At 75.2% G+C, this 23,700-nt stretch carries 19 protein-coding genes; 7 read left to right on the top strand and 12 right to left on the bottom strand.

Translation table 11 applies throughout. The features are described from left to right. Positions 1 to 363 precede the first annotated feature (363 nt). A complete protein-coding gene (locus tag rosag_RS08330) occupies positions 364 to 2,673 on the bottom strand; it encodes a TonB-dependent receptor (protein WP_284349613.1) in 2,310 nt (769 codons plus the stop codon). A gap of 20 nt (positions 2,674 to 2,693) precedes the next feature. Further along, positions 2,694 to 3,518, bottom strand: a complete 825-nt coding sequence (locus tag rosag_RS08325; protein ID WP_284349612.1) for a PepSY domain-containing protein — start codon at positions 3,516 to 3,518, stop codon at positions 2,694 to 2,696. Positions 3,519 to 3,681: 163 nt separating this feature from the next. Here rosag_RS08325 and rosag_RS08320 point away from each other — a divergent pair, with 163 nt between their 5' ends. After that, on the top strand, positions 3,682 to 4,593 hold the full coding sequence (locus rosag_RS08320) for a lysyl oxidase family protein (RefSeq protein ID WP_284349611.1): 912 nt from the start codon (positions 3,682 to 3,684) through the stop codon (positions 4,591 to 4,593). 42 nt (positions 4,594 to 4,635) lie between these two features. Here rosag_RS08320 and rosag_RS08315 read toward each other — a convergent pair whose 3' ends face one another. The 7 genes from rosag_RS08315 to rosag_RS08285 form a co-directional block, all read right to left on the bottom strand. After that, positions 4,636 to 6,045: a hypothetical protein gene (locus rosag_RS08315; RefSeq protein WP_284349610.1), complete on the bottom strand. Its 1,410-nt coding sequence runs from the start codon at positions 6,043 to 6,045 to the stop codon at positions 4,636 to 4,638. Between the two features lie 11 nt (positions 6,046 to 6,056). Further along, a complete protein-coding gene (locus rosag_RS08310; protein ID WP_284349609.1) occupies positions 6,057 to 6,863 on the bottom strand; it encodes a transporter in 807 nt (268 codons plus the stop codon). A 160-nt stretch (positions 6,864 to 7,023) separates the two neighbouring features. Beyond that, positions 7,024 to 7,395 (bottom strand): hypothetical protein, encoded by a 372-nt coding sequence (locus rosag_RS08305; protein ID WP_284349608.1) that lies wholly within the window; start codon positions 7,393 to 7,395, stop codon positions 7,024 to 7,026. Between the two features lie 51 nt (positions 7,396 to 7,446). Further along, positions 7,447 to 7,824, bottom strand: a complete 378-nt coding sequence (locus rosag_RS08300) for a metal-sensitive transcriptional regulator (RefSeq protein WP_284349607.1) — start codon at positions 7,822 to 7,824, stop codon at positions 7,447 to 7,449. A gap of 2 nt (positions 7,825 to 7,826) precedes the next feature. Further along, on the bottom strand, positions 7,827 to 10,232 hold the full coding sequence (locus tag rosag_RS08295) for a heavy metal translocating P-type ATPase (RefSeq protein ID WP_284349605.1): 2,406 nt from the start codon (positions 10,230 to 10,232) through the stop codon (positions 7,827 to 7,829). A gap of 13 nt (positions 10,233 to 10,245) precedes the next feature. After that, positions 10,246 to 10,638: a cupredoxin domain-containing protein gene (locus rosag_RS08290; protein ID WP_284349604.1), complete on the bottom strand. Its 393-nt coding sequence runs from the start codon at positions 10,636 to 10,638 to the stop codon at positions 10,246 to 10,248. Then, a complete protein-coding gene (locus tag rosag_RS08285; protein ID WP_284349603.1) occupies positions 10,635 to 10,895 on the bottom strand; it encodes a heavy-metal-associated domain-containing protein in 261 nt (86 codons plus the stop codon). The genes rosag_RS08290 and rosag_RS08285 overlap by 4 nt, the downstream gene beginning before the upstream one ends. Before the next feature lie 224 nt (positions 10,896 to 11,119). Here rosag_RS08285 and rosag_RS08280 point away from each other — a divergent pair, with 224 nt between their 5' ends. The 3 genes from rosag_RS08280 to rosag_RS25400 all read left to right on the top strand — a co-directional run bounded on the left by rosag_RS08280 (position 11,120) and on the right by rosag_RS25400 (position 13,609). Beyond that, positions 11,120 to 11,791 carry a carbonic anhydrase gene (locus rosag_RS08280; RefSeq protein WP_284349602.1) on the top strand — a complete coding sequence of 224 codons (672 nt, stop codon included), beginning with the start codon at positions 11,120 to 11,122 and terminating at the stop codon, positions 11,789 to 11,791. Between the two features lie 45 nt (positions 11,792 to 11,836). Beyond that, positions 11,837 to 12,670, top strand: a complete 834-nt coding sequence (locus tag rosag_RS08275) for a bestrophin family protein (RefSeq protein ID WP_284349601.1) — start codon at positions 11,837 to 11,839, stop codon at positions 12,668 to 12,670. A 540-nt stretch (positions 12,671 to 13,210) separates the two neighbouring features. After that, positions 13,211 to 13,609: a cold shock domain-containing protein gene (locus rosag_RS25400; protein ID WP_345784821.1), complete on the top strand. Its 399-nt coding sequence runs from the start codon at positions 13,211 to 13,213 to the stop codon at positions 13,607 to 13,609. Positions 13,610 to 13,792: 183 nt separating this feature from the next. Here the strand turns inward: rosag_RS25400 and rosag_RS08265 are convergent, their stop codons facing one another. Further along, the gene (locus rosag_RS08265; protein ID WP_284349600.1) at positions 13,793 to 15,187 is read right to left on the bottom strand and encodes a serine hydrolase domain-containing protein; all 1,395 of its coding nucleotides are present in this window, start codon (positions 15,185 to 15,187) and stop codon (positions 13,793 to 13,795) included. A gap of 217 nt (positions 15,188 to 15,404) precedes the next feature. Here rosag_RS08265 and rosag_RS08260 point away from each other — a divergent pair, with 217 nt between their 5' ends. The 3 genes from rosag_RS08260 to rosag_RS08250 all read left to right on the top strand — a co-directional run bounded on the left by rosag_RS08260 (position 15,405) and on the right by rosag_RS08250 (position 16,904). Then, positions 15,405 to 15,710 (top strand): hypothetical protein, encoded by a 306-nt coding sequence (locus tag rosag_RS08260; RefSeq protein ID WP_284349599.1) that lies wholly within the window; start codon positions 15,405 to 15,407, stop codon positions 15,708 to 15,710. A gap of 337 nt (positions 15,711 to 16,047) precedes the next feature. Then, a complete protein-coding gene (locus rosag_RS08255) occupies positions 16,048 to 16,509 on the top strand; it encodes a hypothetical protein (protein ID WP_284349598.1) in 462 nt (153 codons plus the stop codon). Between the two features lie 47 nt (positions 16,510 to 16,556). Further along, positions 16,557 to 16,904: a hypothetical protein gene (locus tag rosag_RS08250; RefSeq protein WP_284349597.1), complete on the top strand. Its 348-nt coding sequence runs from the start codon at positions 16,557 to 16,559 to the stop codon at positions 16,902 to 16,904. A 206-nt stretch (positions 16,905 to 17,110) separates the two neighbouring features. On the opposite strand, the gene rosag_RS08245 is transcribed toward rosag_RS08250, so the two are convergent. Both rosag_RS08245 and rosag_RS08240 read right to left on the bottom strand, forming a co-directional pair. Further along, a complete protein-coding gene (locus rosag_RS08245; RefSeq protein ID WP_284349595.1) occupies positions 17,111 to 21,997 on the bottom strand; it encodes a DUF3320 domain-containing protein in 4,887 nt (1,628 codons plus the stop codon). 12 nt (positions 21,998 to 22,009) lie between these two features. After that, the gene (locus tag rosag_RS08240) at positions 22,010 to 23,668 is read right to left on the bottom strand and encodes an ABC-F family ATP-binding cassette domain-containing protein (protein ID WP_284349594.1); all 1,659 of its coding nucleotides are present in this window, start codon (positions 23,666 to 23,668) and stop codon (positions 22,010 to 22,012) included. Positions 23,669 to 23,700: the final 32 nt, after the last annotated feature.

The raw sequence follows: 23,700 nt of genomic DNA, 5'->3' as shown, positions 1-23,700 counted from the left end.
CGTGAGGGAGACGGGAGCCGTCGCGCACGTCCTGCGCAGCGCGCGTCGGCCGGGGCCGTTCCGGCTCGACGTCACGCGCGCGGGGCGAAGTCTGACAGCGATGTCAGCATGACCTGCGCCTGCCCGTCGACGGTCGCGCGATCTCCCTCACAGACGACACGACATGACGGTTCGTTCATGCAACCGGGGACGCGGCAGCATGACCTCCAGCCCAGCTTGTCGCGCGCGGTCGGAGCGCGCAATCGACGACGTGGGCAGGATGCGGGATGCGCCACGAGCCGCTGCGCACCTCGCGTTCGACTGTCGCGCCCCGACGGCAGCAGCACGATCACGCGCGGCCGTCAGGCAACCGTCAGGCAGCCGTCAGAACGCCAGCCGCACGCCGCCGTTCACGGTGAAGCCCGCGAGATCGGTCCAGGCGTCGGTGGTCCACCGGCCGCCGGGCCCGCGCGTGCGGCGGAGCAGCGGATCGAAGCGGGTCTGCCGCACGTTCGTGAGGTTCTCCAGGTTCACGAACAGGCGCGCGAGGCCCGCGCGCGTCTCGAACGCGCGCTCGCCCAGCAGCCCGACGATCACGTACGGCCGGCTCTCGCGCCGGTACGGATCGTCCGCCAGCGCCTGGCGCCCCGTGTAGTAGACCTCGAGCCCCACGCGGCTCGTCCCCTCGCGCTCCACGGCGGCGACGACGCCGGCCGCGTGGCGCGGCGTCAGCGGCACCTCGCGGCGCGCGCACGATGCCGCACTGCCCGCCGGCACCGACGGATCGCATTCCCTGCCGCGCAGGAAGGTGTACGTGCCGGTGACGCGCAGCGCCGGCGGCTCCTCGCCGTCCGCGCCCTCCGGGCCCTCCTCCCCCAGCGCATGCACGAGGCGCGCGAGCAGCTCGCCGCCCCACGTGTGCGTGGCGCCCGGCGCGTTGACGAGCGCGATGCGGCGCGCGCCGTCGGCGGTGAGGCCGCGCGCATCGGCGACCTGCAGCGCGTGCGCGACGCGCGAGCCGAACGCGGTGGCGTTCACCTCCAGCCGGCCGAGCGCCGTCGCCAGTGGCCCGCCGACGTCGAGCGAGGCGCTGCGTGCGCGCTCCGCGACCAGCCCGCGCAGCGGCGCGAGCGGCGTCAGCCCCGTGGCCTCCGTCTCCTCGGTGAACGGCGTCGGCGCGAACGCGCCCGTGCCGCCGGAGAGCCGCGTCGTCCAGCCCGCGAGCGCGCCGCCGTCCGCTTCGCCCGGTCGCCGCAGCAGCAGCGACAGGCGCGGGTTCACGAACGTGCCGTACGCGCCGTGCGCGTCCAGGCGCGCGCTCGCGGAGACCGACGCCCACGGCGCGGGATCGGCGTCCAGCTGCACGAACGCGGCGGGGACCGCGTGCGCGTGGTCGAAGCCCGCGACGTCCGCGTTGTGGTAGGCGTCGCGCTGGAACGCGGCGCCCGCGACGTAGGTGACCGCGCCGCGCGGCACGGCGACCGCCGCCTCGCCGAACCAGGTGCGGTGCCGGTCCTCCTCGCGCACCGCGCCGAAGCGGTGCGCGTGCCGCTGCTCCATCGCCGACGCGCGCACGGTGACGATCGCGCCGTGCAGCGCGCGCTCCGCCGGGACGACCCAGCGCGCCAGCCCGCCGACGTCCGCGCGGCGCGTGCGCAGCGCCTCGGCGTACGCGCGGCCCGCGGGCGTCCCGTCGGGCACCGTCCGCCCGTCCATCGTGCCGCCCTCACGCTTCTCGGCCGTCACGCCGCCGGTCAGGAACACGGTGCGCCCCGCGCCGTCGTCGAGGTAGAGGCGCGGGCGCAGCACGACGCGCGCGTAGCCCGGCAGGTCGGTCCAGCCGTCGTCGTCCACGTCCTGACGCTGCTGGTGGTGCGCGCCCGCGAGCAGCGTGTAGCCCGCGCGCGCGGTCACCGGTCCCGCGCCGAAGTAGACCGCGTCGGTGCCGCCGCGCGACGTGCGGTTCACGAGCGCGGTCTGCGCGTCCTCGTCGCCGGGCCGACGCGACACGAGGTTGATCACGCCGCCCAGCGCCGAGCTGCCGTAGAGCGCCGACGCGGTGCCCTTGATGATCTCGACGCGCGCGAGGTCGAGCGGCGGGATCTGCAGCAGCCCCAATCCACCCGCTTGGCCACCGTACAGCGGCAGCCCGTCGGCGAGGATGAGCGTGTAGCGCCCGCGCAGCCCCTGCACGCGCACGTTCGCGCCGCCGAGCGAGGGGTTCGTGGCCTGGACGCGCAGGCCGCTCGTCTCGTTCAGCATCATCGCGATGTCGCCGGGCGTCATCGCCACCTTCTCGGCCACCTCCTCCTCGTCGATCACCTCGACGCGCAGCGGCGTGTCCTCCACGCGCCGCTCGTCGCGCGTCGCGGTGACGACCACCGCCTCCACCTCCGCGCCCTTCGCGGTCAGCGACGCGGCGACGGCCGTGTCCTGCGCCGCGCGCAGCGCGAGCCGCAGCGTGTCGGCGCGGAAGCCGAGCCGCTCGACCACGAGCGCACGATCACCGGCGGGCAGCCGCAGCGTGGCGGCGCCGTGCGCATCGGTCTGCGTGGCGGCGCGGTCGGGTGCGAGCGCGCGCACGATCGCGCCCTCCACCGGCGCGCCCTCGTGGCGCACGGTGACGCGCACCGTCGCCAGCGTGTCCTGCGCATGCGCCGGCGCGGCGACGGCCAGAGCGAGGACCGCTGCCACACCCGATCCGAGCGCGTGCCTCATGCCCGGGAGGCGGCGTTCGTCACCGGCGCCTTGTGCGCGTGGTGCGTGGGCTCCACGCGCGGGCGGCGGCGCAGCGTCGGCGACGTCAGCGCGAACAGCAGGAAGCCCGAGCCAACCGTCACCAGGCCGAGCACGGAGAACGCGCGCAGCACGAGGTTGTTGAAGTCGTCGCGGCCGGCGTAGTCCATCGTGTGCAGCATCCAGAGGAAGTCGAACGCGCGCCACCGGTCGTTGCGGATGCGGAGCACCTGGCCCAGCTCCGCGGGCACGTACGCCGTCGCGCCCTCGGCGTCGCCGAAGCGCACCGCCCACGCGGGGAGCGGCTGCTCGCGGAACTCGTGGTGCGCGCCCACCGAGTCGGCCGTCAGCAGCGACACGCCGGTGACGGGCGCGGCGCCGCGGTAGGCCGCCCGCGCGGCGCGCACCGCCTCGTCGCGGTCGAGCGGGCCGCGGAGCGCGCCCGTCGTCGCGTCCACCAGCTGCCGCCGCTTGATCGCGCGCGCACCGTCGGTCGCGAAGTAGGTGACGCGGTACGTCGGGCGCCCGACCACGCTCGCCAGCTCGACGGCGGCCACCGAGTCCACGCGCGTGCGTGCGCGCAACGCCGCGAGGGCCGCGCCCGGCGCGATGCGCGCCGCGTCGGCATCGACGGCGGGCGCGGGGCGCATCAGGTGGTCGCCGTGCACCGCGTCGAGGTCGGTCCACGAGAAGTACAGCCCACCGACGGTCCAGAGCACGAACTGGACGCCGATGAGGAGGCCGAGCCAGCGGTGGATGCGGCGGGCGCGGTAGGTGACGCTGCGGGGACGTGGCGACGACATGACGGGATCGTGATGCTTGCGCACGCGATGCGGAAGGGCGGCCGGTGCACCGGTCGCGCTTGCAGCGCGTCCCGGCAGGTCCCACTGTAGCAGTCCGTCGCACGCCGCGCGCAGTCCGTGGCGCGGCCGCCAGGATCCCTTTCCCAGGCCCGGAGGATCCGTCATGCGTCAGTCGCTGCAAGTGCTGCAAGCGCTGCTCGTGCTGCTCGCCACCGCGTGCGCGAGCCCCGACGGCCCGACCGCCCTGCGCGCCCCGGAGCGTGGGCCGGCGCTCGACCGCAACACCGTCAACACGTCCGCGCTCCCCGACCTGATCGTCGACACGAAGGCCACGCGCAACAACTGGCTGGTGCGCGTGGAGGACTTCCCGGCGGAGTTCTGCAGCGTGCAGGAGGGCGGCGTGACGCCCGGCACGCACACGGTGCTGCGCTTCACCGTGACGACGCCCAACATCGGCGAGGGCGACGTGTTCGTCGGCAGCCCGCTGGCGCACATGGATCCCAACGGCGACGGCGACTTCTCGGACCAGGACGGGCTGTTCGAGTTCGCGTCGTGCCACGGGCACTTCCACTTCCAGCACTACGCCACGTACCGGCTGCTCGACGCGAGCGGCACCGAGTGGAAGGCGGCCAAGCGCGGCTTCTGCATGCTCGACACGGACCCGTACAACGTCGGCACGGGCGACGGGACGTGGAGCTACCGGAACTGCGGCACCACCACGCGCGACGGCTTCCAGGGCATCAGCGACGGGTGGGCCGACACCTACACGTTCAAGCTGGGCGGCCAGTACTTCGTGCTCGACGGCGGGGACGGACAACCCGCGGTGCCGCCCGGGGTCTACACGATCGAGGTCGAGGTGAACCCGGCGTACGCCCCGTCCGCCGGCGGCTGCCCGCGGGTGACCGACGCCGCGACGGGCCTCTGCCACCAGTTCGCCGAGAGCGACTACACGAACAACGTCGGCCGCACGACGATCACGATCCCGGATCATCCGGGGCGCAGCGGCTACGGGCCGCTGAAGAACGACAACAAGAAGATCACGGCCGAGGACGAGATCGACCACAAGGCCAAGTGACGCGACGCGGGGCCCCGGCATCGGCCGGGGCCCCGCGTCGCGTCACGGATGATGGCCGGCGTGCGGATCGGCCGGCTTCGCGGCCGGCTTCGCGGCCGGCTTCGCGGCCGGCTTCGCGGCCGGCTTCGCGGCCGGCTTGGCCGCGGGCTTCGCGGCTCGCTTCGGCGCCGGCCGCGCGGCGGGCTTCGCGGCCGGCGCGTCCTTCGTCACCCGCGGCGCCGGCGTCGTGTCGGCCGCCGGCGCGGCCGGTGTGACTGGCGCCGCGTGGTGCATCGCGTGCCCCGTGTCCGGCGCGGCGGCCGGGGCGCTCGCGGCCGGCGCGCTCGCGGCCGGGGCGCTCGCCGCCGCCGCGTCGGTGCCGTGCCCCGCATGCTCGCCGCCCGTCGCCTGCCCGTGCTTGAAGCCCGTCATCGCGCCCGTGCGGTCGTCGTGCGTCATCACCGCGCCGTACGTCACCGTCGGCGTCGGCAGCGTGGGCAGGAAGCCCACCGACGGGCCGCCCATGTTCTCCCGCCCCATGTGCGCGGCCATCGTCCGCCACGCCTCGGGCGTCATCACGTACGACGTGTCGTCGCGGAAGCGGCGCGCCGCCAGCACGATCTCGGCCCGCTTGCGGTCGCGCGGCACGGCGTCGTTGGCGAGGATGTCGCTGATGACGTCGTGCATCGAGTGCAGGTTGTCGAAGATGATCGCCGCCTCGGGATAGCGCGCGGCGAACGTCGGCGCGATAGCCGGCGTCATCGGCATCTGGTACGGGAAGGTGCGCGGTGGGTCCTGCAGCATCTGCCAGAACCGCGCGACCGTCGCCCGCACGCCCGCCTGCCGCTCGGCCTCCGTCGTGCCGACCATCAGCGGCTCGTAGAGCCCGACCTGCAGCCAGTGGTACGCCCAGATCAGCCCGTTGAACTTCGGGTAGCGCTGCCGGAACGCGAGCGAGTACGGCTGCTCCTGCATCAGCTTCATGCTCTTCGGCACCGCGCTGAACGCGACGTCGCGGCGCGAGCGGTAGTAGTCGAGCAGCCGCCGCACCTCGCGGTCCTTCCCCGCCTGGTCCAGCCGCGCGTCCGCCAGCACGTCGTAGAGCTGGCGATGGAGCACGTGCGCCCACTCGAACATCTGCTTCGCCTCGGGCGCGAGGCGCGCGTACCGCACCTCGATCGCGGCCTCCTCCAGCGGCACGCGCGGCGGGCGCACGAGCACCTTCTGCGTGAGGTAGGCGTACTCCTGCTCCTCCAGCAGCGACGCCGGCGCGCCGGGCCTCGTCCACAGCTTCTCGTACAGGATCGCGTGCCCGTAGTCGAAGGCGTTGAACAGCCGGTCCGCGCCCTGGTAGTTGTTCCGGAACACCCAGTTGTGCGGCGCCTGCAGGTAGAACTGCTCGTGCGTCGTGACCCACTGCGCGCGCGCGGCGGCCGGCGCGAGCAGCGCGGCGGCGACGACGATCGATCGCATCACGCTCCGCATCAGCGGGTCCTCCACGGCATGCCCACCACCACGGCGGCGCCCACGGTCGCGTACCAGCCGCGGTCGTCGCCGGTGAGGCGGTAGCCCGCGCCCGCGTCGGCGGCGACGCGAGGGCTCAGCTGGTAGCGGGCGCCGGCGCCGGAGTTCCACTCGACGGCGGCGTCGTCCGCACGCAGCGGCCGGCGCGCGACCACCTCGCCGGTCAGCAGCAGCGATCGCAGCGGCAGCGTGCGGTCCACCGCGACGCCCGCCTGCCAGCGCGACAGCTCCGCGGTGCCCGCGTCCGTGCCCGCATCCGACTCCGTCCCGAACGTGTACTGCCCGTTGAGGTGGAAGCGCGCCCACGGGAGCGTGCGCGTCGCGATCCCCTTCACCGACGGATACGCGCGCTCGGGCCCGAGCCCGCCGGCGGGAACGAGCACGTCGGCCGCGACGGCGAGCGCGGGGAGCGCCGTCTCGACGTTCAGGTTGTGGAGCACCGACAGCTCGACGCCCGCCAGCCCGGACGCGCGCTGCGCGCCCCGCTCGACGAACGCGAACGGCAGCCCGACCTCGAGCTGCGTGCGCGGGAGGATGCCGACGGCGACCTCCGGCTCCACGCCCCAGTGGTACGTGCCGCCGCGCGCGCGCTCCAGGCGCAGCGGCGCGAGCTGCAGCTCGAGCGCGCGGCGCTCGACGGGATACGCGTCCTCGACCGTGATGGGGCGGCCGGCGTCGGTGTTGTAGTAGTCGGTCTGCGCGGCGGCGGGCCGCGCGACGAGCGATGCGAGCGCTGCGAGCGAGGCGGCCGCGCGCGAGGCGGCCACGAGCCCTCGGCCGGCGCGCGGCGCCGGCGGGGCGGAAGGCTTCGGAGACATGCGTCCTGCGTGAAGGGATCGACCATGGTCGCCCGCGCGCACGCGAGCGAGTGGAGCGCGCGGGAAGCGCGCGCGGCACGCGCCGGCGATGCGCCGGCGTGCGGGTCGATCAGGCGCGCGGCGGCGGCGGCTCGGGCGCGGCGCGCGTGGAGGCGGGCACGCGCACGCGCACGCGCGAGACTTCCGCGTGCACGGACGCGAGCGACGCGGGCGTCACCGCGGGCGCGGCCACCGCGACGGCGGCGCAGCCGGCCGCGGTGATGCAGTGCGTGGGCGCGCCGTCATGGTGCGGCGCCGGCGCGTCTCGCTCGTCAGCGGCGTCGTGATGTGCGCCGTGATCCGCCGCGGCGTGGGAGGCGGCAGCCGCGACAGGCGTCGCCGACGCGGGGCTCGCGCACGCCATGCCGCCGCCCAGCACGCTCACGTGGAGCAGCAGGACGTGGCACAGCAGGGCGACGGCGGTGCGGAGGCGGGACATCACGCGCGGAAGCTAGCGGGTCGGCCGACGGCGGTCACCCGCCGTCATCGGCCGTCACCGGCTGTGCCGGTACATCAGGTCCACGAGCTCGTCGTACATCGCGCTCGCCTCGTCGGGCGTGCCGCGCAGCGCCGAGGTCGCGCAGTGCTTGAGGTGGTTGCGCATGAGCTCCCGGCCCACGGCGCGGAGCGCCTCGTGCACCGATGAGATCTGCGTCATGACGTCGGCGCAGTAGCGGTCCTCCTCGACCATTTTCTGCAGCCCGCGCACCTGCCCCTCGATGCGCCGCAGGCGCTTGAGGTTCCGCGTCTTGGCGTCGGGGTCCACGGCGACCGCCTTCCGCCCCTCGGCGTCGTGGTCGGCACCGTGATCGGCGCCGCAGCCGCAGGCGGCCGTCGGCGCGTGGGTGTGCTCGTGCTCGTGCGTCGACATGGTCACGACCTGGAGGTGGACAGGCGCGCCCCGCGCAGCCGCAGGCTGTTGGACACGACGCTCACGGAGCTGAACGCCATCGCCGCGCTGGCGAGGATGGGGCTCAGCAGCAGCCCGAACGCGGGATAGAGCACGCCGGCGGCGATCGGGATGCCGACGACGTTGTAGACGAACGCCCAGAACAGGTTCTGCTTCATCGTGCGCATGGTGCGGCGCGAGAGCGCGATCGCGTCCACCGCGCCCGCGAGGTCGCCGCGCATCAGCGCGACGTCCGCCGCCTCGACCGCGACGTCCGCGCCGCTGCCGACCGCGATGCCCACGTCGGCCTGCACCAGCGCCGGCGCGTCGTTGACGCCGTCGCCCACCATCGCGACGACCCGCCCCGCCGCCTGCAGGCGCCGCACCTCGGCCACCTTGCCCTCCGGCAGCACCTCGGCCACCACGTGCGCGATGCCGGCCGCGCGCGCGATCGCCTCGGCCGTCGTGCGGTGGTCGCCCGTCAGCATGACCACGTCGAGCCCCAGCGCGCGGAGCCGAGCGATCGCGTCGCGCGACATCGCGCGGATCGGGTCCGCGACCGCGACCACGCCCGCGAGCGCGCCGTCGACGGCGGCGTACATCGGTGTCCTGCCATCGCCGGCCAGCCGCGCGGCGGCATCGGCGAGCGGCCCGACGTCGACGGCCCAGTCGCGCATCAGCGCCGCATTGCCGACGGCGATCGCGCGGCCGTCCACCACGCCCGTCGCGCCGCGCCCCGTCGCCGACGCGAAGGTCTCCGGCGCCGCCAGCGCCAGCCCGCGGTCGCGCGCCGCGCGCACGATCGCCTCGGCCAGCGGGTGCTCGCTCATGGTTTCCAGGGATGCAATGAGGCGCAGCAGCTCGTCCTCCGACGCGCCGTTCGCGACGACGACGTCGGTGACCGCCGGCCGCCCCTCCGTGACCGTGCCCGTCTTGTCCAGCACCACCGTCGTCACGTCGCCCGCGCGCTGCAGCGCCTCGCCGCCCTTGATCAGGACGCCCAGCGCCGCGCCGCGGCCCGTCGCGACCATCACCGCCGTCGGCACGGCGAGCCCCATCGCACAGGGGCAGGCGATGATCAGCACCGCGACCGCCGCCGCGAACGCGCGGACGGTCGCCGCGCCCACGGGCGTGCCGGTCGCGTGCGCGACCACGAACCAGGCGGTGAACGTCGCGATCGCGATCGAGAGCACCACCGGCACGAACACCGCGCTGATGCGGTCCGCGAGCGCCTGGATGGGCGCGCGCGAGCCCTGCGCGTCGCGCATCAGCCGCACGATGCGCGCGAGCACGCTGTCGGCGCCGAGGGTGGTGGCGCGGAAGCGGAAGGCCCCGGTGCGGTTGATCGTGCCGCCGATGACGCGGTCGCCCACCGCCTTCTCGACCGGGATCGACTCGCCGGTCAGCATCGACTCGTCGACCGCGCTCGCGCCCGCGAGCACCTCGCCGTCCACCGGCACGCGCTCGCCCGGCCGCACCAGCACGACGTCGCCCGCGCGCACCGCCTCGATCGGCAGGTCGACCTCCTCGGTGCCGCCGTCGGGCGTGGGGCGCGCGACGCGCGCGGTGGGCGGCTGTAGCGCCGCCAGCGCGCGCAGCGCCGCGGACGTCTGCCGCTTCGCGCGCGCCTCGAACGCGTTGCCCGTGAGGATGAGCGCGATGATGATGACCACCGCCTCGTAGTACACGTCGGGCGCGAGCCCCGCGGCGCGGAACAGCTGCGGCGCGACGGTCGCGACGGCCGAGTACACGAACGCCGCGCCCGTGCCGACGGCGATGAGCGTGTTCATGTCCGCCGCGTGGTGGCGGAAGGCCGCCCACGCGCGCACGTAGAAGTCGCGGCCCGCCCACGCCATCACGCCCAGCGTGACCACGAGCAGCGTCCACGAGATCGCGGCCGCGGGGATCGCGTACAGCCATGGCGCGACGCCGCGCAGCGCGGGCGTCAGCGCGTGCATCGCCCAGCGCATGAACGGGTCGGCGACGACGCCGTGCGTCTCGGCGACCATCAGCGGCATCGACAGCACCATCGCCAGCGCGCCGACGACGCCGCTGGCGATCGCCTTCGTGCGCAGGTCGTGGAACTCCTCCGTCTGCGCGTGGTCGCGCGCCGCCTGCTCGTCGAACGCCGACACGTCGGGCCGCGGCAGCTCGGCGCCGTAGCCGGTGTCGCGGATCGTCGCGACGAGGGCGTCGGGCGTGACCGCGGCCGGGTCGTACGACACGGTCGCGTTGCCCATCATCAGGTTCACGCTCGCGTCGACGACGCCGGGCGTCCGGCTCAGCGTCCGCTGCACGCGCCCCTGGCACGCGGCGCACGTCATCCCGGTCACGGGAATGACGACGCGCTCGGACGGCGCGGCAGGTGCGGGCGTCTGCGTGGTGGTCATGGGATGCCTCTCCTCACTCGGCGACGAGCTTTCCGCGCAGCATGCCCATGCCGCACGTGAACTCGTACGTGCCCGCGGCCGGCGGCGTCACCTCGACGACGGTGCGCTGGTGCGCGGGGAGGAAGCGGCGCACGCCGAAGTCCCCGAACACGACCTCCTCGGAGCAGCTCGAGGTCTCCTGGCGGTCGAAGGTCAGGCGCACGGGCCGGCCGGCCTTCACGCGCACGACCGCGGGCGTGTAGCCGCCGTGCACGGCGATCGTGGCCTCCTGCGGCGCGCCGGCCGCGGTGGCGCCGCTGGCCACGGTGGCGACCGCCGCGGTCCGCTGCGCGAGGAAGAAGTACCAGTTCACCCACGCGATGCCGGCGGCCCCGCCAGCCAGCACCAGCCAGTCGACCGTGGTCATGGCGCGGCCCTCCGGAGCGCGTGCAGCGGCTCGGCCGGCGCGCTCGGAGCCGCGGAATCGACGACGGTGGCCTGGTAGCCGGCGTCCTCGACCGCCGTGAGGAGGGTGGCCGCCGACACGCCGTCCGTGGTGACGGTGGCGCCGCCGATGCGGACGTCCTGCACCGCGACGCCCGGCACCGCGGCGAGGGCGCGTCGGACGCCGGCGACGCAGTGGCCGCAGGACATGCCGGTGATCGCGAGGGCGATGGTCTCCATGTCGTGTACTCCTGCCGGACGGGTGGGCGATACCCCCAGGGGGTAAGAGCAATCTAGGATACCCCCCAGGGGCATGCAATCCCTCCGGCCGCCATGGCGCGTACGTCGCGGTCCTACACGGTCGGCGCCGGCTTCCGACAGACGGCGCGCCCCGAAGCACCTAGCATTCCCGGCGCGCCAACCCGCGCGATACGGCACATCCCCGACCGACTCCCGAACAACTCATGCAGCAGCTCATCCGCGGCATCCACCAGTTCCAGACCGAGGACTTCCGCCCGCTCGCGACGCTCTTCGAGCAGCTGGCCGAGCGGCAGTCGCCCGAGACGCTGTTCATCACGTGCTCGGACTCGCGCATCGATCCGAACCTGCTGACGCGCTCGCGCCCGGGCGACCTGTTCATCCTGCGCAACGCGGGCAACATCATCCCGCTCGCCGGCGGGACGACCAGCGGCGAGGTCGCGACCATCGAGTACGCCGTCGGCGCGCTCGGCGTGAAGGACATCATCGTCTGCGGCCACACGCACTGCGGCGCGATGAAGGGGCTGCTGCACCCCGAGTCGCTGACGGAGCTGCCCGCGGTCGCCGGGTGGCTGGAGCACGCGGCCACGACGCGCCGCATCGTCACCGACCACTACGGGCACCTGCCGGAGGACCGGAAGCTCGTGGCGGCGATCGAGGAGAACGTGCTCGTGCAGCTGGAGCACCTGCGCACGCTGCCGGTGGTCGCCTCGCGCCTGCGCCGCGGCGACCTGCACCTGCACGGCTGGGTCTACAAGATCGAGACGGGCGAGGTGTTCGCGTACGACCTCGAGACGCAGGCGTTCGTCGCGATCGCGGAGCACGCCGTGAACGGCGACGCCGAGGGCGCGCGGCGCCGCGCGGCGACCGGCATCTGAGCGTGCGCGGGCGCGCGATGCGCCCGTCGAGCGTACGTTGACCGCGTGATCACCTACGACCCGAAGAACTGGGTCCGCGTCCTCCTCGACTTCCCGCGCAGCCCCGTCTTCCGCACGCTCGCCATCGACGTGCTGCTGGCGGGCGTGTGGGGCGGGCTGGTGGCGTGGATCGAGCTCGACGTGGTGCGCGTCGCGCTCCCGATCGGCCCGTCCTTCCTGTCGATCCTCGGGATCATCCTCGGCCTGCTGCTGGTGTTCCGCACGAACACCGCGTACGACCGGTGGTGGGAAGGACGGCGGCTGTGGGGCCAGCTGCTGAACGTGTCGCGCGCGCTGGCGCACCAGCTGGACGCGCAGCTCGCGCCCGACGCGCCGCAGCGCCGCGTGTACGCCGCGATGATGGCGGCGTTCCCGGCGGCGCTGGCCGCGCACCTGCGCCGCGCGCGCACGGCGGACGGGCCGCACGTCCCCAACCAGCTCGTGCGCGACCTGTCGCGGCAGGTGCACGGCGACGTGCTGATCGGCGCGCTGCCGCGCGAGGCGGCGGTCGCGCTGACGCCGCTGCTGGTCGCGTACGACGACGTGACGGGCGCGTGCGAGCGGATCCGCAACACGCCGATCCCGTTCTCGTACAGCTCGTACGTGAAGCAGTTCGTGCTGCTGTACGCGCTGGTGCTGCCGTTCGGGCTGGTGCGCGAGTTCCGCTACGCGACGATCATCGCCAGCATGATGACCTTCTTCGCGACGATGGGGTTGGAGCTGCTGGCGGTGGAGATCGAGGAGCCGTTCGGCACCGACCCCAACGACCTGCCGCTGGACGACATCGCGGCGCGCGCGAGGCGCGACGTGCACGAGCTGCTGGGGGTCGAGCCAGGGTAGAGGTGGCTGGGTGCTGCGTGCATGACCGCTCGGGACACGTGGGCGTGGCAGACCCCCTCACCCTTTGGTGAGGGTACGGATGCTTCGGATCTGAACGGATCGTCCGGATCGCTCTCCGTGGCGGCGACGCCCCGTGCGCTACTCGGGGCGATCCGGAGCATCCGCATCATCCGGAGCATCCGGATCCTCACCAACAGGCGAAGGGCGGGCACGATGACCGGATGGGGTGCCGCGCGGGGGCGTGACGGGCCGAAGCGGGGCCATACAGGGCCGACACGGCCGCGCCCGGCTGATGATTCTGCGTTCTGCGTCACGATTCCCGGTGGTGCGAAACCGCTCCCCATCACATCATGCTGTCACGCGGCCGGGACGATCGGACCGTCCTCTCCGGCGCGGTGGCGTCCCGGTTGCTATGGGAAGCACGCATCCCGGAGGGCGAGACTGTAACCGCACGACCGCGCCCCCGCACACCCCGCACACCGGCGGGGCGCACTCCGGGGTTGGGAGGGCCAGAGCGGTCCTCCTCCCCACGATCTCGGTATGGAGACGAGCACCATGCGCATGATGGGAACCGTGAAGTGGTTCAACAACGACAAGGGCTTCGGCTTCATCGCGCCCGAGGACGGTAGCAAGGACGTGTTCGTCCACCACACCGCGATTCAGGGAACGGGCTACAAGTCGCTCGACGAAGGCGAGAAGGTCGAGTTCGACGTGGCGCAGGGCCAGAAGGGCCCCCAGGCGGAGAACGTGACCCGGCTCGGCGGCGGCACCCCGGGCGGCGGCGGTGGCGGCGGCCGCGGCGGCCGTGGTGACTACGGCGGCGGCGGTGGTGGCGGCGGCTACGGCGGTGGTGGCGGCTACGGTGGTGGCGGCGGCGGTCGCGGCGGCCGTGGCGGCGGCGGCGACTACGGCGGCGGGCGCGGCGGCCGGGACTACTGAGCTCCTCGTCGCGGAGGGTGGACCGGGCACGCCGCGAGGCGCCCGGTCCACCCTCCGCGATGCCGTTCCCGGTCATCCGCACGACACGAAGGCGGGCCATCGATCGATGGCCCGCCCTTCGTCGTACCCCATGGCGTCACGCGTCCCGGATGTCACGCGCCCCGCGCGCTGCCCCGACGGGCGTCAGCGCCCCGCGGCCCCGCGCCGCGTCCACCGCGCGACGACGTACGTGAGGTCGGCCCACACCGCCGGCGGCGCGCCCGGCCGCACGACGAAGGTGAACCGGCTCGCGCCATTGGTGAACGCGAGCGGCGCCACCTGCCGCATCGGCTCCGGCGGGCCGCCATCCCACACGAACGCCAGCCCGTCGCCCGAGCGCGCGAACGCGGCCGGCCCGTCGCCGTACGCGCCGGCCAGCGCGTCCAGCGTCGCCGGCGAGGCGCGCACCGGCGTCTCGCGCTCGGGCGCCGCCGGACCGAGCGCGGCCGCGATCAGCTGCTCGGCGAGCGCGACGTGGCGCACCGGGCCCTCGGTGTTCAGCAGCAGCACGATCGAGAGCGAGTCGTCGGGCAGGTACGCGAGGTAGGACGCGTAGCCGCCGACGTCGCCGCCGTGGTGCCGCGCGCGCCGCCCCGCCAGCGTCGACAGCGCGAGGCCGAAGCCGTAGCGCGCGCGCAGCGTGTCGGCGCCCGCGCCGCGCACCAGCGCGCCCGTCGTCATCGCCGCGTAGGACGCCGGCGCCAGCACGCGGCCGCGATGGAGCGCGTCGTTCCACGCCGCCAGGTCGAGCGCCGACGCGCACAGGTGCGTGCCGCCCGCCGCGTGCGCGACGCTCGGATGCAGCGGCCGCTCGACGACGCGCAGCCCCTCGCGGGTCCGGCGATGCCCCGACACCGGCGCCGTCGCGCCCGCGCGCACGCCGCAGTAGCCCGCCGTCGCCGCGCCCGCCGGGCGCAGCAGCGTTCGCGTCACGTGCTCGGCGAAGCTCACGCCCGCGTGCCGCTCCAGCAGCATGCCGAGCAGGAGGTAGCCGGTGTTGGAGTAGCGAAGCTGCGTGCCGGGCGCGAAGTCGAGGGGCAGCCCGCGCACGCGCGCGAGCGTCTCCATGGGGCGCACGTCGCGCGCACGGGTGGAGTCCGGGTCCGGCCGGTCCGCGAAGTCCGGCAGCCCCGCGGTGTGCGTCAGCAGCTGGCGCACGGTGATGCGGCGGCCCTGCGTCGGCGCGTCGGGCACGTGGCGCCTGACGTCGTCGTCCAGCCCCACCACGCCGCGCTCCACCAGCCGCAGCACCGCGGCCGCCGCGACCTGCTTCGTGAGCGACGCGATCGGGAAGACGCGGTCGACCGTCATCGGCACCGCGCGCGCGAGGTCGACGTGGCCGTAGCCGCGCGCCAGCAGCGTGTCGCCGCCGCGCCGCACGACGACCGTGAGCCCCGCGACGTCGCCGCGCGCGACGGGCGCGCCCGCGATCGAGTCGAGCCGCGCGACGATGCGCGCCCGGGACGGCTGCGCGCCGAGCACGGTCGCGAGGCTCGGCAGCGCGAGGATGCACGCGGCGAGGCGGAGAGAGCGGAGCATCGCCAGCCTACGGCCGCGTGGTGGCGCCGGGTTTCGAGTGGCGTCGCGTCGGGTTGACTTCGCGGGGCCCAGGGCTAGACTCACGACCAGGGAGTCGCGTCCCGATGTGCATGGTGGCCGCCGCGCGTTGCAGCGCGGGCGCAGCCGCCCCGGCGAGCCGTGTGGCTCGCCGCGACATCGGAGACGCGACTTCGTGCATTCCAGCCGGTTGCCTCCCATGACGTCGCTCCCCGTCCAGCATCCGCGCAGCGCACGCGCCGCGACCCCGCCGATGGCGGGGCGTGTCGCGCCGCGCGCCCGGGCGGGCCATTGGACGGGGCGCTGGACGGGGCGCGCCGCGACCTCGCGCGCGACGGACAGCGGCCTGCCGCTGCTGCTGGTGAGCGCGCGCACGCACCGCACGCGGGTGTCCGAGATGCGGGGCTTCGCGGCCCGCCCGGCGGCGCATGCCGTCCGGCGGGCCCCCGCCCCCATGCCGCCCGCGCGCAGCGCGCTCGTGCGGCCGACCGCCGGCACTCCCTAGCGGAGCGCGCCGGCGCGGCCGCGCCGAGCATCGGTCGAGTCCAGGGGTCCCGCGACGGCGGGGCCACGGCCCACCGCCCCGCTGCGCCCTCCGGGCCCGGCGGGGCGGTTCGCATCCCCCGGAGGCGCACGCGCGCCCGGGGACGGCCGCCACACACGCGACTCCTGCGGCCCTCCCACGCGCGACGTGCGTCCTCCCGCCCCTCACCTCAGGCGGTGGAGGACCGCATCCCGCTCGACCAGGCACTCGACGCGCACGCCACCTCGCGACTCCCGGGACCACCGTGGAGCGCGAGGTCGGCGGCGCATCCCACATGACACGCGCCCGGAGGACCCCCATGCTGCGAGTGCTCGCCGACGGCGAGGATCGACATCGAATCGAGGACGCGACCGGCCGCGAGGTCGGCTGGATCCGCGGCCGCATCATCGGCCTGTGCGGCTTCGCAGACGAGCGGCACGCGATCGCGGCCACCGCGCCGGCGTGGCGCGCGCTCGACGCCGTGCTGCGGCGCACGTTCGCGGGCTGGCCGCGCTACGCGCCCGCCTTCGACGCGCTGCGCGTCATCCACGACGGCATCGACGAGTGGCTCTCCGACGGCCACACGCGCCTCGCGCTCGTGCTGCGCGCGCCGCACGACACGCACGTGGACGCGCCGCACGCGTACGGGCTGACGCTCGCCTTCGCGCTGCCATCGTACGCGCACGAGGGCCTCGCCGTCGCGGCGGCGCAGCTCATGGGCGAGGCCGTGCACGCGCTCGCGAGCGAGGCCGCGCCGCGCGTCACGTCCGACGCGGCCTGACGTCACCCACCACACACATCGATCCCCTCACGGCAGGAGCGTGCGTCATGCATGGCCGACGAGTCGTCACCGGAACGGAGGTCGCGGAGGCGTCACCGCCGCCCGCGCCCGAGGAGCTGCTCGCCGCGGTCGTGAACGGCTGGCGGCTGAGTGACGTCGTGCCGAGCACGCTCGACCTCGTGGAGCGCGATCCGCTCGCGTCGGGCGGCCGCTTTCCGGGAGATCTCGTGCGCGGGCTGATGGAGCTGCCCGGCAGCTTCTGGGGCCGCGCGCCGCGGCTGTACGCGCGCTATCGCGCCGTGCTGCGCGCGAGCGCCGACGCGCGGCGCCGGCTCCCACCCGAGTCGCGCCTCGCGTTCTGGGGCCCGCTCGACGACGTGGCGGGTGTGCGATGACGCGGCCACGCACCGACGTCGCGCGCGCCGCCGCGGCGTGGCCGGTGGTGCTCGTCGCCGCGGTCCTCAGCGTCGCGCTGTCGCGGCCATGGGCGCACGCGGTGCCGCGCGAGCTGCGTGCGCCGGTCGCCGCGGTCGGCGCGATCCTCCTCGGCCTCGCCGTGCTGATGGCCGTCGAGTGGCGGCGCGCGCGACTGCGCGCGACGCTACGCGCCAGGCGACTCGCGTCGCAGCCGCACGCCCGCGCTCCCCTCCCCCACGACACCCGTGGCGAGCAGCCCGTCGAGCGCACCGCCGATCGCCTCGTCCAGCGCCGCGCCGGTCCGCGCGTAGCCGAGTAGCGCGCGCACCTCGGTCGTGAGCTGCGCGCGCGAGAACGCGTGACCGCCCGACAGCACCGCGCGGATCGCCGACGCATACTCCTCCGGCGCGATGCGGTCGGCGGGCATGCGCACCTCGGCGCGCGAGCGCACGGGCACGCGCTCGTCCGCGTGTGCGGGGTCCCACAGGAAGGCGCCGCGGCGGCGCACGAGGCCCGCCTGCTCCGCCGCGCGGCACGCCGCCAGGATGCGTGCCGTGATGCGGCTGCCCGCACGCGTGCCCCATGCGCCGGCCGTCCGCGCGACGACGTCGGCCTCGTGGATCGGCGACTCCGCCGTCACGACGTCGCGCACCACGCCGATCAGCTGACTCTCGGGTGCGGCCAGCAGGTCGCCGCCGGCGAAGCGGTCCTCCACCGCGGCGAGCGCGTACGGCGCCGCTGCCGGCCGCGCGTACGGCACCGACGCCACCGCCGCGAGCGCCACCGCCTCCTGCCGGCGCTCCTCCGCGGCGGCCGCGGCGCGCGCCTCCGCGTCGGCCAGCGCGCGGGTGCGCGCGTCGCGCTCCGCCTCGCGCTCCTCGCCCGCGCGCCGGCGCGACTCGGCGACCAGCGCGAGCAGGCGCTCCACCTGCCCCTTCCGGTCCTTGAACCAGTCGGTAGACCAGACGCGTTGGATCGTCCAACCGCGCGCCTCCAGCACCTGCTGCCGGAGGCGGTCGCGGTCGCGCGCGGTCTCCGAGGCGTGATACGACACACCGTCGCACTCGATGCCGCAGAGGAAGCGCCCCGGCGTGGCGTCGTCGAGCACGCCGAGGTCGACGCGGTAGCCGGCGACGCCCACCTGCGGCACCAGCGTGAGACCGTGGTTGGTGAGCTCCTGCAGCACGTCGCGCTCGAACGGCGACTCCGTGTCCGCCGCGCGCGACGCGGCCGCGCTCTCCAGCCGCCCGTGCTCCGCGTAGCTCAGGAACTCGCGCAGCAGCTGCGCGCCGCGCGACGCCGTCGCCGCGGCGCTGATCTCCTCGCCGCGCATGGACGAGAACACGACCATGCGCTGCCGTGCGCGGGTCGTGAGCACGTTCAGGCGCCGCCAGCCGTTCTCGCCGTTCAGCGGACCGAAGTTGTAGCGGAGGCGCCCGTCGGGCCCCTTCGCGTACGTCACGCTGAGGAAGATCACGTCGCGCTCGTCGCCCTGGATGTTCTCCAGGTTCTTCACGAAGAACGGCTCGTGCACGCCGCGGTCGAAGAACGCCTCCAGCGCGGGCTCGTCGCGCCGCCGCTGCTCCAGCTCGTCCTGGATCGCGAGCTGCTGCCGCAGGTTGAACGTGCCGACGCCGAGCGACTGCGTGGGCTCGCCCGCGGCGCGCCGCTCCAGCTGCTGGCGCGCGAACCGCACCACCTCGTCGACCACCGCGCGCGCCTCGGCGAGGTTCAGCCCCTTGCCCTCGTACACGCCCTGCGCGACGTGGCGGAACTGCAGCCCCGCCGTGGCGCTCGCGGTCTCGACGCTCGGGAAGGTGTGGAGGTCCGCGTCGTAGAACGAGACGTTGGAGAAGTTGATCAGCGACTCGTGCGCGCTGCGGTAGTGCCACTTGAGGCGGCTCATCGGGACGCCGGCGCCCATGAACTCCTCGAGGATGCTCTCGGAGTCCTCGTAGATCGGCGAGCCGTCCTCGCCGCGCGCGACGTCCGCCTGTCCCAGCGACGCGGCGAAGAAGTTGGTGGGCGGCAGCTGCTTCGGATCGCCCACGACGACGAGGCGCGCGCCGCGGCTCACCGCGCCGACCGCGTCCTCCACCGGCAGCTGCGACGCCTCGTCGAAGATCACGAGGTCGAACGTCGGCCGGTCGCCGGGGACGTACTGCGCGACCGTGAGCGGCGACATCATCCAGCACGGCTTGATGGCGCGCACCGCCGCGTCGGCCTGCGTGAGCGTGCGGCGCAGCGGCGCGTGGCCGCGCTGGCGCGCGATCTCGCGGCGCAGCACCGGCAGCCCGGCCGCCGCCTCGGGCGCGCGCAGCCGCTGCTGCACGCGCTCGCGGAGCTGGCCCACCAGCGCGGCGCGGTTCTCGTGCAGCACGCGCGCGTCCAGCTCGCGGAACTCCGCGATGCGCGCCTCGTGCGTCAGCGTGGCGAAGCGCTCCAGCGGCGGCCGCTCGCGCAGCGCGCCGTTGAGCCACGCCAGCCAGAACGCGCGGCGGAACGCCGGAGCCAGCGCGTCGAGCGGCAGCTCGCCCGAGAGGCCGAGCGGCAGCAGCGTGCGCGCGATCCCCGCGTCGACGGCGCGGCGCGCGACCTCGAACACCGCCCAGCGCGGCGCCTCGTGCGCCGCGTCGGCCAGCGCGGCCGTGCGTGCCGCGACCTCGGCGAACGGCGCCGCGGCCAGGTAGTCGGCCGGCCACTCGACGAAGGCGCGCAGCCGCCCGAGCGCCGCGTCCGCCTCGTGCGCCGCGGCGCGCAGTGCGTCGACGGCGGAGACGTCGGGGCTCGGGCGGGTCGCCAGCTCCAGCGCGCGGCCGGTGAGCCCGTGGCGCACGCACACGCCGCGGAACTCGACCACCCAGCGCACGTACTGCGCGAGCACGCGCCAGTCCGACGCCTCGCCCGCCCACAGCCCGCCGAACAGCGCGCGCGCCGCCGGCTCCGCGGCCACGAGCGCGGCGCGCTCGGCGCGCAGCCGGTCCACCTGGCGCATGACGTCCGCCTGCTCCACCAGCGACGACGGCGCGTAGCCCGCGCGTCGGTACGCCGTCCAGCGCTTCCGGATCGCGCGGTGGCGCCCGTCGAGGAAGGCGAGGAAGCCGAAGAGGCCCTGCGCCTTCCGCTCGACGTAGGCCGCGTTGTCCGCGTGGTCGCGCTCCAGCGCCTCGGGCGTGAGCTGCGCCAGCAGCCGGTCGCGCAGCGCCACCAGCTGCTCCCCCTGCGCGACGAGCCGCGTCGCCTCGGCGGGCGGCGCGTTCCACGCGTCGCTCTCCAGCACCGCGAGCGGCGCGCCCGGCGACCGGTGCAGCACGTCGGCGACGGCGGCCGCCGTGTCCACGTCCGCGAAGGTCGAGATCGCGGGCAGCTGCAGCGCGGCCTGCACGCGCGCCGCGGCGCTCGTCAGCGCCTCGATCGTCGTCACCACCGCGCGCGCCAGCTCGCGCGCCGTGTCGACGTCGTCGCCGGTGTAGAACGTGCGCGCCGTGTCGCGCCACGGATGGCGGTCCGGGACGCCGAGCGACGCGCCCGCCTGCGCGAGGTCGTGCAGGTCGCGCACGGCCTGCTCCAGCTGCGGCGACGTCACGCCGTCCACCGGCCCCGCGTATGCCACGCGCGGCGCGTCCAGCACGCGCCCGATCTCGCCGTAGGCGCGGTACGGCGATACGCCCAGGGCGCCGCGCGGCGCGTGCAGCGCGCGCACGTAGTCCGTCAGCGTCGCGCGCACGACGGGCAGCCGCTCGGTGGACGCGGTGGGCGCCGCGACCGCCTGCAGCGACGCGTCCAGCGCGGCGCCGAGCGCCTGCATGACCGCGCGCTTGTTCGCCTTGGTGGAGTGGAGCTCGAGGCAGAACTCCCCGAAGCCGGCCTCCACGAGGCGCGAGTGCACGACGCTCAGCGCCGCCATCTTCTCGGCCACGAAGAGCACCGACTGCCCGGCGGCGAGCGCCTGCGCGATGAGGTTCGTGATCGTCTGCGACTTCCCGGTGCCCGGCGGCCCCTCGATCACGAGGTCGTGCTGCCGCGCCGCGGCGGCGATCGCGCGCAGCTGGCTCGCGTCCGCGTCCACGACCTGGAAGGTGCGCTCCGGCGGATACTCGGCGTCGAGGTCCATCGTGCGCACGTCGTCCGGCAGGCCGACCAGGTGCGTGCCGTCACCGCCCTGCCGCGTGACGAGCTGGCCGATCAGCCGGTGGTCGCCGATGGCGCGCGCGTTCGTCTCCAGGTCCTTGAACATCACGAACTTCTGGAAGCTGAAGAGCGCGAGCACGACGTCGGTCTTGACGGCCCATCCCGCACGATCGCCCACGCGCGTCGCGACCTCGCCGAGGAACGCCTGCAGGTCGTACGCGTCGCCGAGGGTGGCGGCGTCGGGCAGCTCGGGCAGCTGCAGCCCGTATCCGCGCCGTAGGAACTCGGCGAGCGCGGGATTGACCAGCGGATCGTCGCCGGTGGCGCGCAGCGCGTAGCCCGCGCGCGCCGACTTGCGTGCGAGCTGCACGGGCACGAGCAGGAGCGGCGCGCGGAACGCCTGCGTCGAGTCCGACGACTCGACGTAGTGCAGCATGCCGAGGCCGAGGAAGAGCGTGTTGACGCCCTGCTCCTCGATCGCGAGGCGCGCCTGCTCGTCGAGCCGCCGCAGCGACCGGTCCAGCGCCTCGGGCGTGAGCGTCGTCTGCAGCCAGTCGTCGGTGTGGCGCTCGTCGAGGACGGCCGGGTCGTACGGCGCGAAGTCCTGCGCCGGCAGGTCGGCCTCGTCGTCCTCCGGGCTCTCGACGAGCGGCGCGGGATCCGCGACTGGCGCGAGTGCGGTCGTGGCGGCGCGCTCGGGCGCGGCCTTGAAGCGCATCGTGGCCTCGCGCACGACGAGCTGGCGGAAGACCTCCGCGGGATGCTCGTCGACGACGGCGACCGTGGAGACCTTCGTCGGCCGGAAGTTGAGCGCGCGGTTGCGCTTCGTGAGGTCGAGCAGCTTCCGCTTCCACTGGTCGGCCGCGGCGGCGATGCGCGCGGCATCGTCGCCATCGGGTCCGGAGGTCGAGTGGGAAGCGGGAGCGGACTTCGTCGCCATGTGGCGTGGATGCTATGGAGACGCGCGAGGGGTCGCCAGGGTGAGGTACCGCTCCACGCCGATCGCCTCCAGGAACGACGCGTCGTGGCTGACGACGAGCAGCGCGCCGTCGTAGTCGCGCAGCGCGGCCTCCAGCGCCTCCAGCGCGTCGAGGTCCAGGTGGTTCGTCGGCTCGTCGAGGACGAGCAGCGCCGGCGGCCGCGCCCCGCCCAGCACGCACGCGAGCGACGCGCGCAGCCGCTCGCCGCCGCTCAGCGTCCCCACCGTCCGCAGCGCCGCCTCGTCGGAGAAGAGGAAGCGCGCGAGCGCGTGCCGTGCGGCCGACGCCTCGATCGTCGGATGCCGTGCATGGAAGTTCTCCAGCACCGAACGTGTGGGGTCGAGCGCTGCGCCGTGCTGGTCGAGGCTCGCCGTCTCGTCGTCGGGCAGGCGGCGCACCGTGCCCGCGTCCGGCGCGAGCTCTCCCGTCGCGACGCGCAGCAGCGTCGACTTCCCGCTCCCGTTCGGTCCGACGACGCCCACGCGCTGCGGCCCCACGAGGTGCAGCGTCACGCCGTCGAGCACGGGCCGCGGCGCGCCCGGATGGTGCACCGTCACGTCCTCCAGCGCGAGCACCGTGCGTCCCGCGGGCAGCTGCGTGGACGGCAGCGCGAAGCGCGGGCGCTCGCGCTCCTCCACGCGCTGGCGCGCGGCGTCGGTGCGGGCGCGCCGCTCCTCCACCTCCCGGGCCGTGATGGCGCGCACGCGCGCGCCGGTGGCCTCCGCCTGCCGCTTGCGGGCGCCGAGCAGGATCTTCGGCATGTTGGCGGCGGCGCCGTCGCGGCGGCCCTGCGCGGCGCGGCGCGCCTGACGCTCGCGCACCTCCCGCGCCTCCCGCTCGGCCAACCGCAGCGCGGCCCGCGCGCCATCGAGCTCGCGTCGCGCGGCCTCGTCGTCCGCGTCGCGGCGCGCACGATAGAAGTCGTAGCCGCCGCCGTAGACGCGCACGCCGAGCGTGGACAGCTCGACGATGCGGTCCATGCGGCGCAGCAGCGCGCGGTCGTGGCTCACGCACAGCAGCCCGCCCGTCCACCCCTCGACGAACGCGTACAGCGCCGCGCGGCTCGCGGCGTCGAGGTGGTTCGTCGGCTCGTCGAGCAGCAGGACGTCGGGTCGCCCGAGCGCGAGGCCGGCGAGCGCGACGCGTGTGGCCTCGCCGCCACTGACGGTGCCCACGGGCCGGTCCAGCGGGAGATGGCCCAGGCCGAGCCCCGCGAGCACGGCGTGCGTGCGCTCGGGCAGGTCCCAGGCGTCGCCGACGAGATCGAAGTCGTCCGCCGTGCCGGTGCCCGCCTCCAGACGCTGCAGCGCCGCCAGCCGCTCGGCGATGCCGAGGACGGTGGCGAGCGGCGCGTCGGGCGCCGGGCGGAAGTCCTGCGGCAGCACCGCGACCGTGCCGGTGCGCTGCACCGAGCCGGCCGTCGGCGTCAGCTCGCCCGCGAGGAGGCGGAGGAGCGTGGTCTTGCCCGACCCGTTGGCGCCGACGAGGCCGGTGCGTTCCCGGCCGACGGCGAGGGTGAGGTCGTGGAGAAGCGGCCGGTCGTCAGCGCCGTGCGGCGGCGCGTACGAGAGGCGCGTGGCGACGATGCGCGCGTCGCCCGCCGCGTGCGCGGCGTGGGTCGTGGTTGGCATGCGGAAGCACTCCGGTCCCGTCGGTTCGCGTG

Source organism: Roseisolibacter agri, assembly GCF_030159095.1.
Classification (GTDB): Bacteria; Gemmatimonadota; Gemmatimonadetes; order Gemmatimonadales; family Gemmatimonadaceae; genus Roseisolibacter; species Roseisolibacter agri.
Note: the sequence above shows the minus strand (reverse complement) of the source record. Positions and strands in the feature narration are given on the sequence as shown.

Coding starts and splice junctions, on each gene's coding strand:
- rosag_RS08325 (WP_284349612.1), bottom strand. CDS start 3,518: ATGTCGTCGCCACGTCCCCGCAGCGTCACCTACCGCGCCCGCCGCATC.
- rosag_RS08320 (WP_284349611.1), top strand. CDS start 3,682: ATGCGTCAGTCGCTGCAAGTGCTGCAAGCGCTGCTCGTGCTGCTCGCC.
- rosag_RS08315 (WP_284349610.1), bottom strand. CDS start 6,045: ATGCGATCGATCGTCGTCGCCGCCGCGCTGCTCGCGCCGGCCGCCGCG.
- rosag_RS08300 (WP_284349607.1), bottom strand. CDS start 7,824: ATGTCGACGCACGAGCACGAGCACACCCACGCGCCGACGGCCGCCTGC.
- rosag_RS08295 (WP_284349605.1), bottom strand. CDS start 10,232: ATGACCACCACGCAGACGCCCGCACCTGCCGCGCCGTCCGAGCGCGTC.
- rosag_RS08290 (WP_284349604.1), bottom strand. CDS start 10,638: ATGACCACGGTCGACTGGCTGGTGCTGGCTGGCGGGGCCGCCGGCATC.
- rosag_RS08285 (WP_284349603.1), bottom strand. CDS start 10,895: ATGGAGACCATCGCCCTCGCGATCACCGGCATGTCCTGCGGCCACTGC.
- rosag_RS08280 (WP_284349602.1), top strand. CDS start 11,120: ATGCAGCAGCTCATCCGCGGCATCCACCAGTTCCAGACCGAGGACTTC.
- rosag_RS25400 (WP_345784821.1), top strand. CDS start 13,211: ATGGAGACGAGCACCATGCGCATGATGGGAACCGTGAAGTGGTTCAAC.
- rosag_RS08265 (WP_284349600.1), bottom strand. CDS start 15,187: ATGCTCCGCTCTCTCCGCCTCGCCGCGTGCATCCTCGCGCTGCCGAGC.
- rosag_RS08260 (WP_284349599.1), top strand. CDS start 15,405: ATGACGTCGCTCCCCGTCCAGCATCCGCGCAGCGCACGCGCCGCGACC.
- rosag_RS08255 (WP_284349598.1), top strand. CDS start 16,048: ATGCTGCGAGTGCTCGCCGACGGCGAGGATCGACATCGAATCGAGGAC.
- rosag_RS08250 (WP_284349597.1), top strand. CDS start 16,557: ATGCATGGCCGACGAGTCGTCACCGGAACGGAGGTCGCGGAGGCGTCA.
- rosag_RS08245 (WP_284349595.1), bottom strand. CDS start 21,997: ATGGCGACGAAGTCCGCTCCCGCTTCCCACTCGACCTCCGGACCCGAT.
- rosag_RS08240 (WP_284349594.1), bottom strand. CDS start 23,668: ATGCCAACCACGACCCACGCCGCGCACGCGGCGGGCGACGCGCGCATC.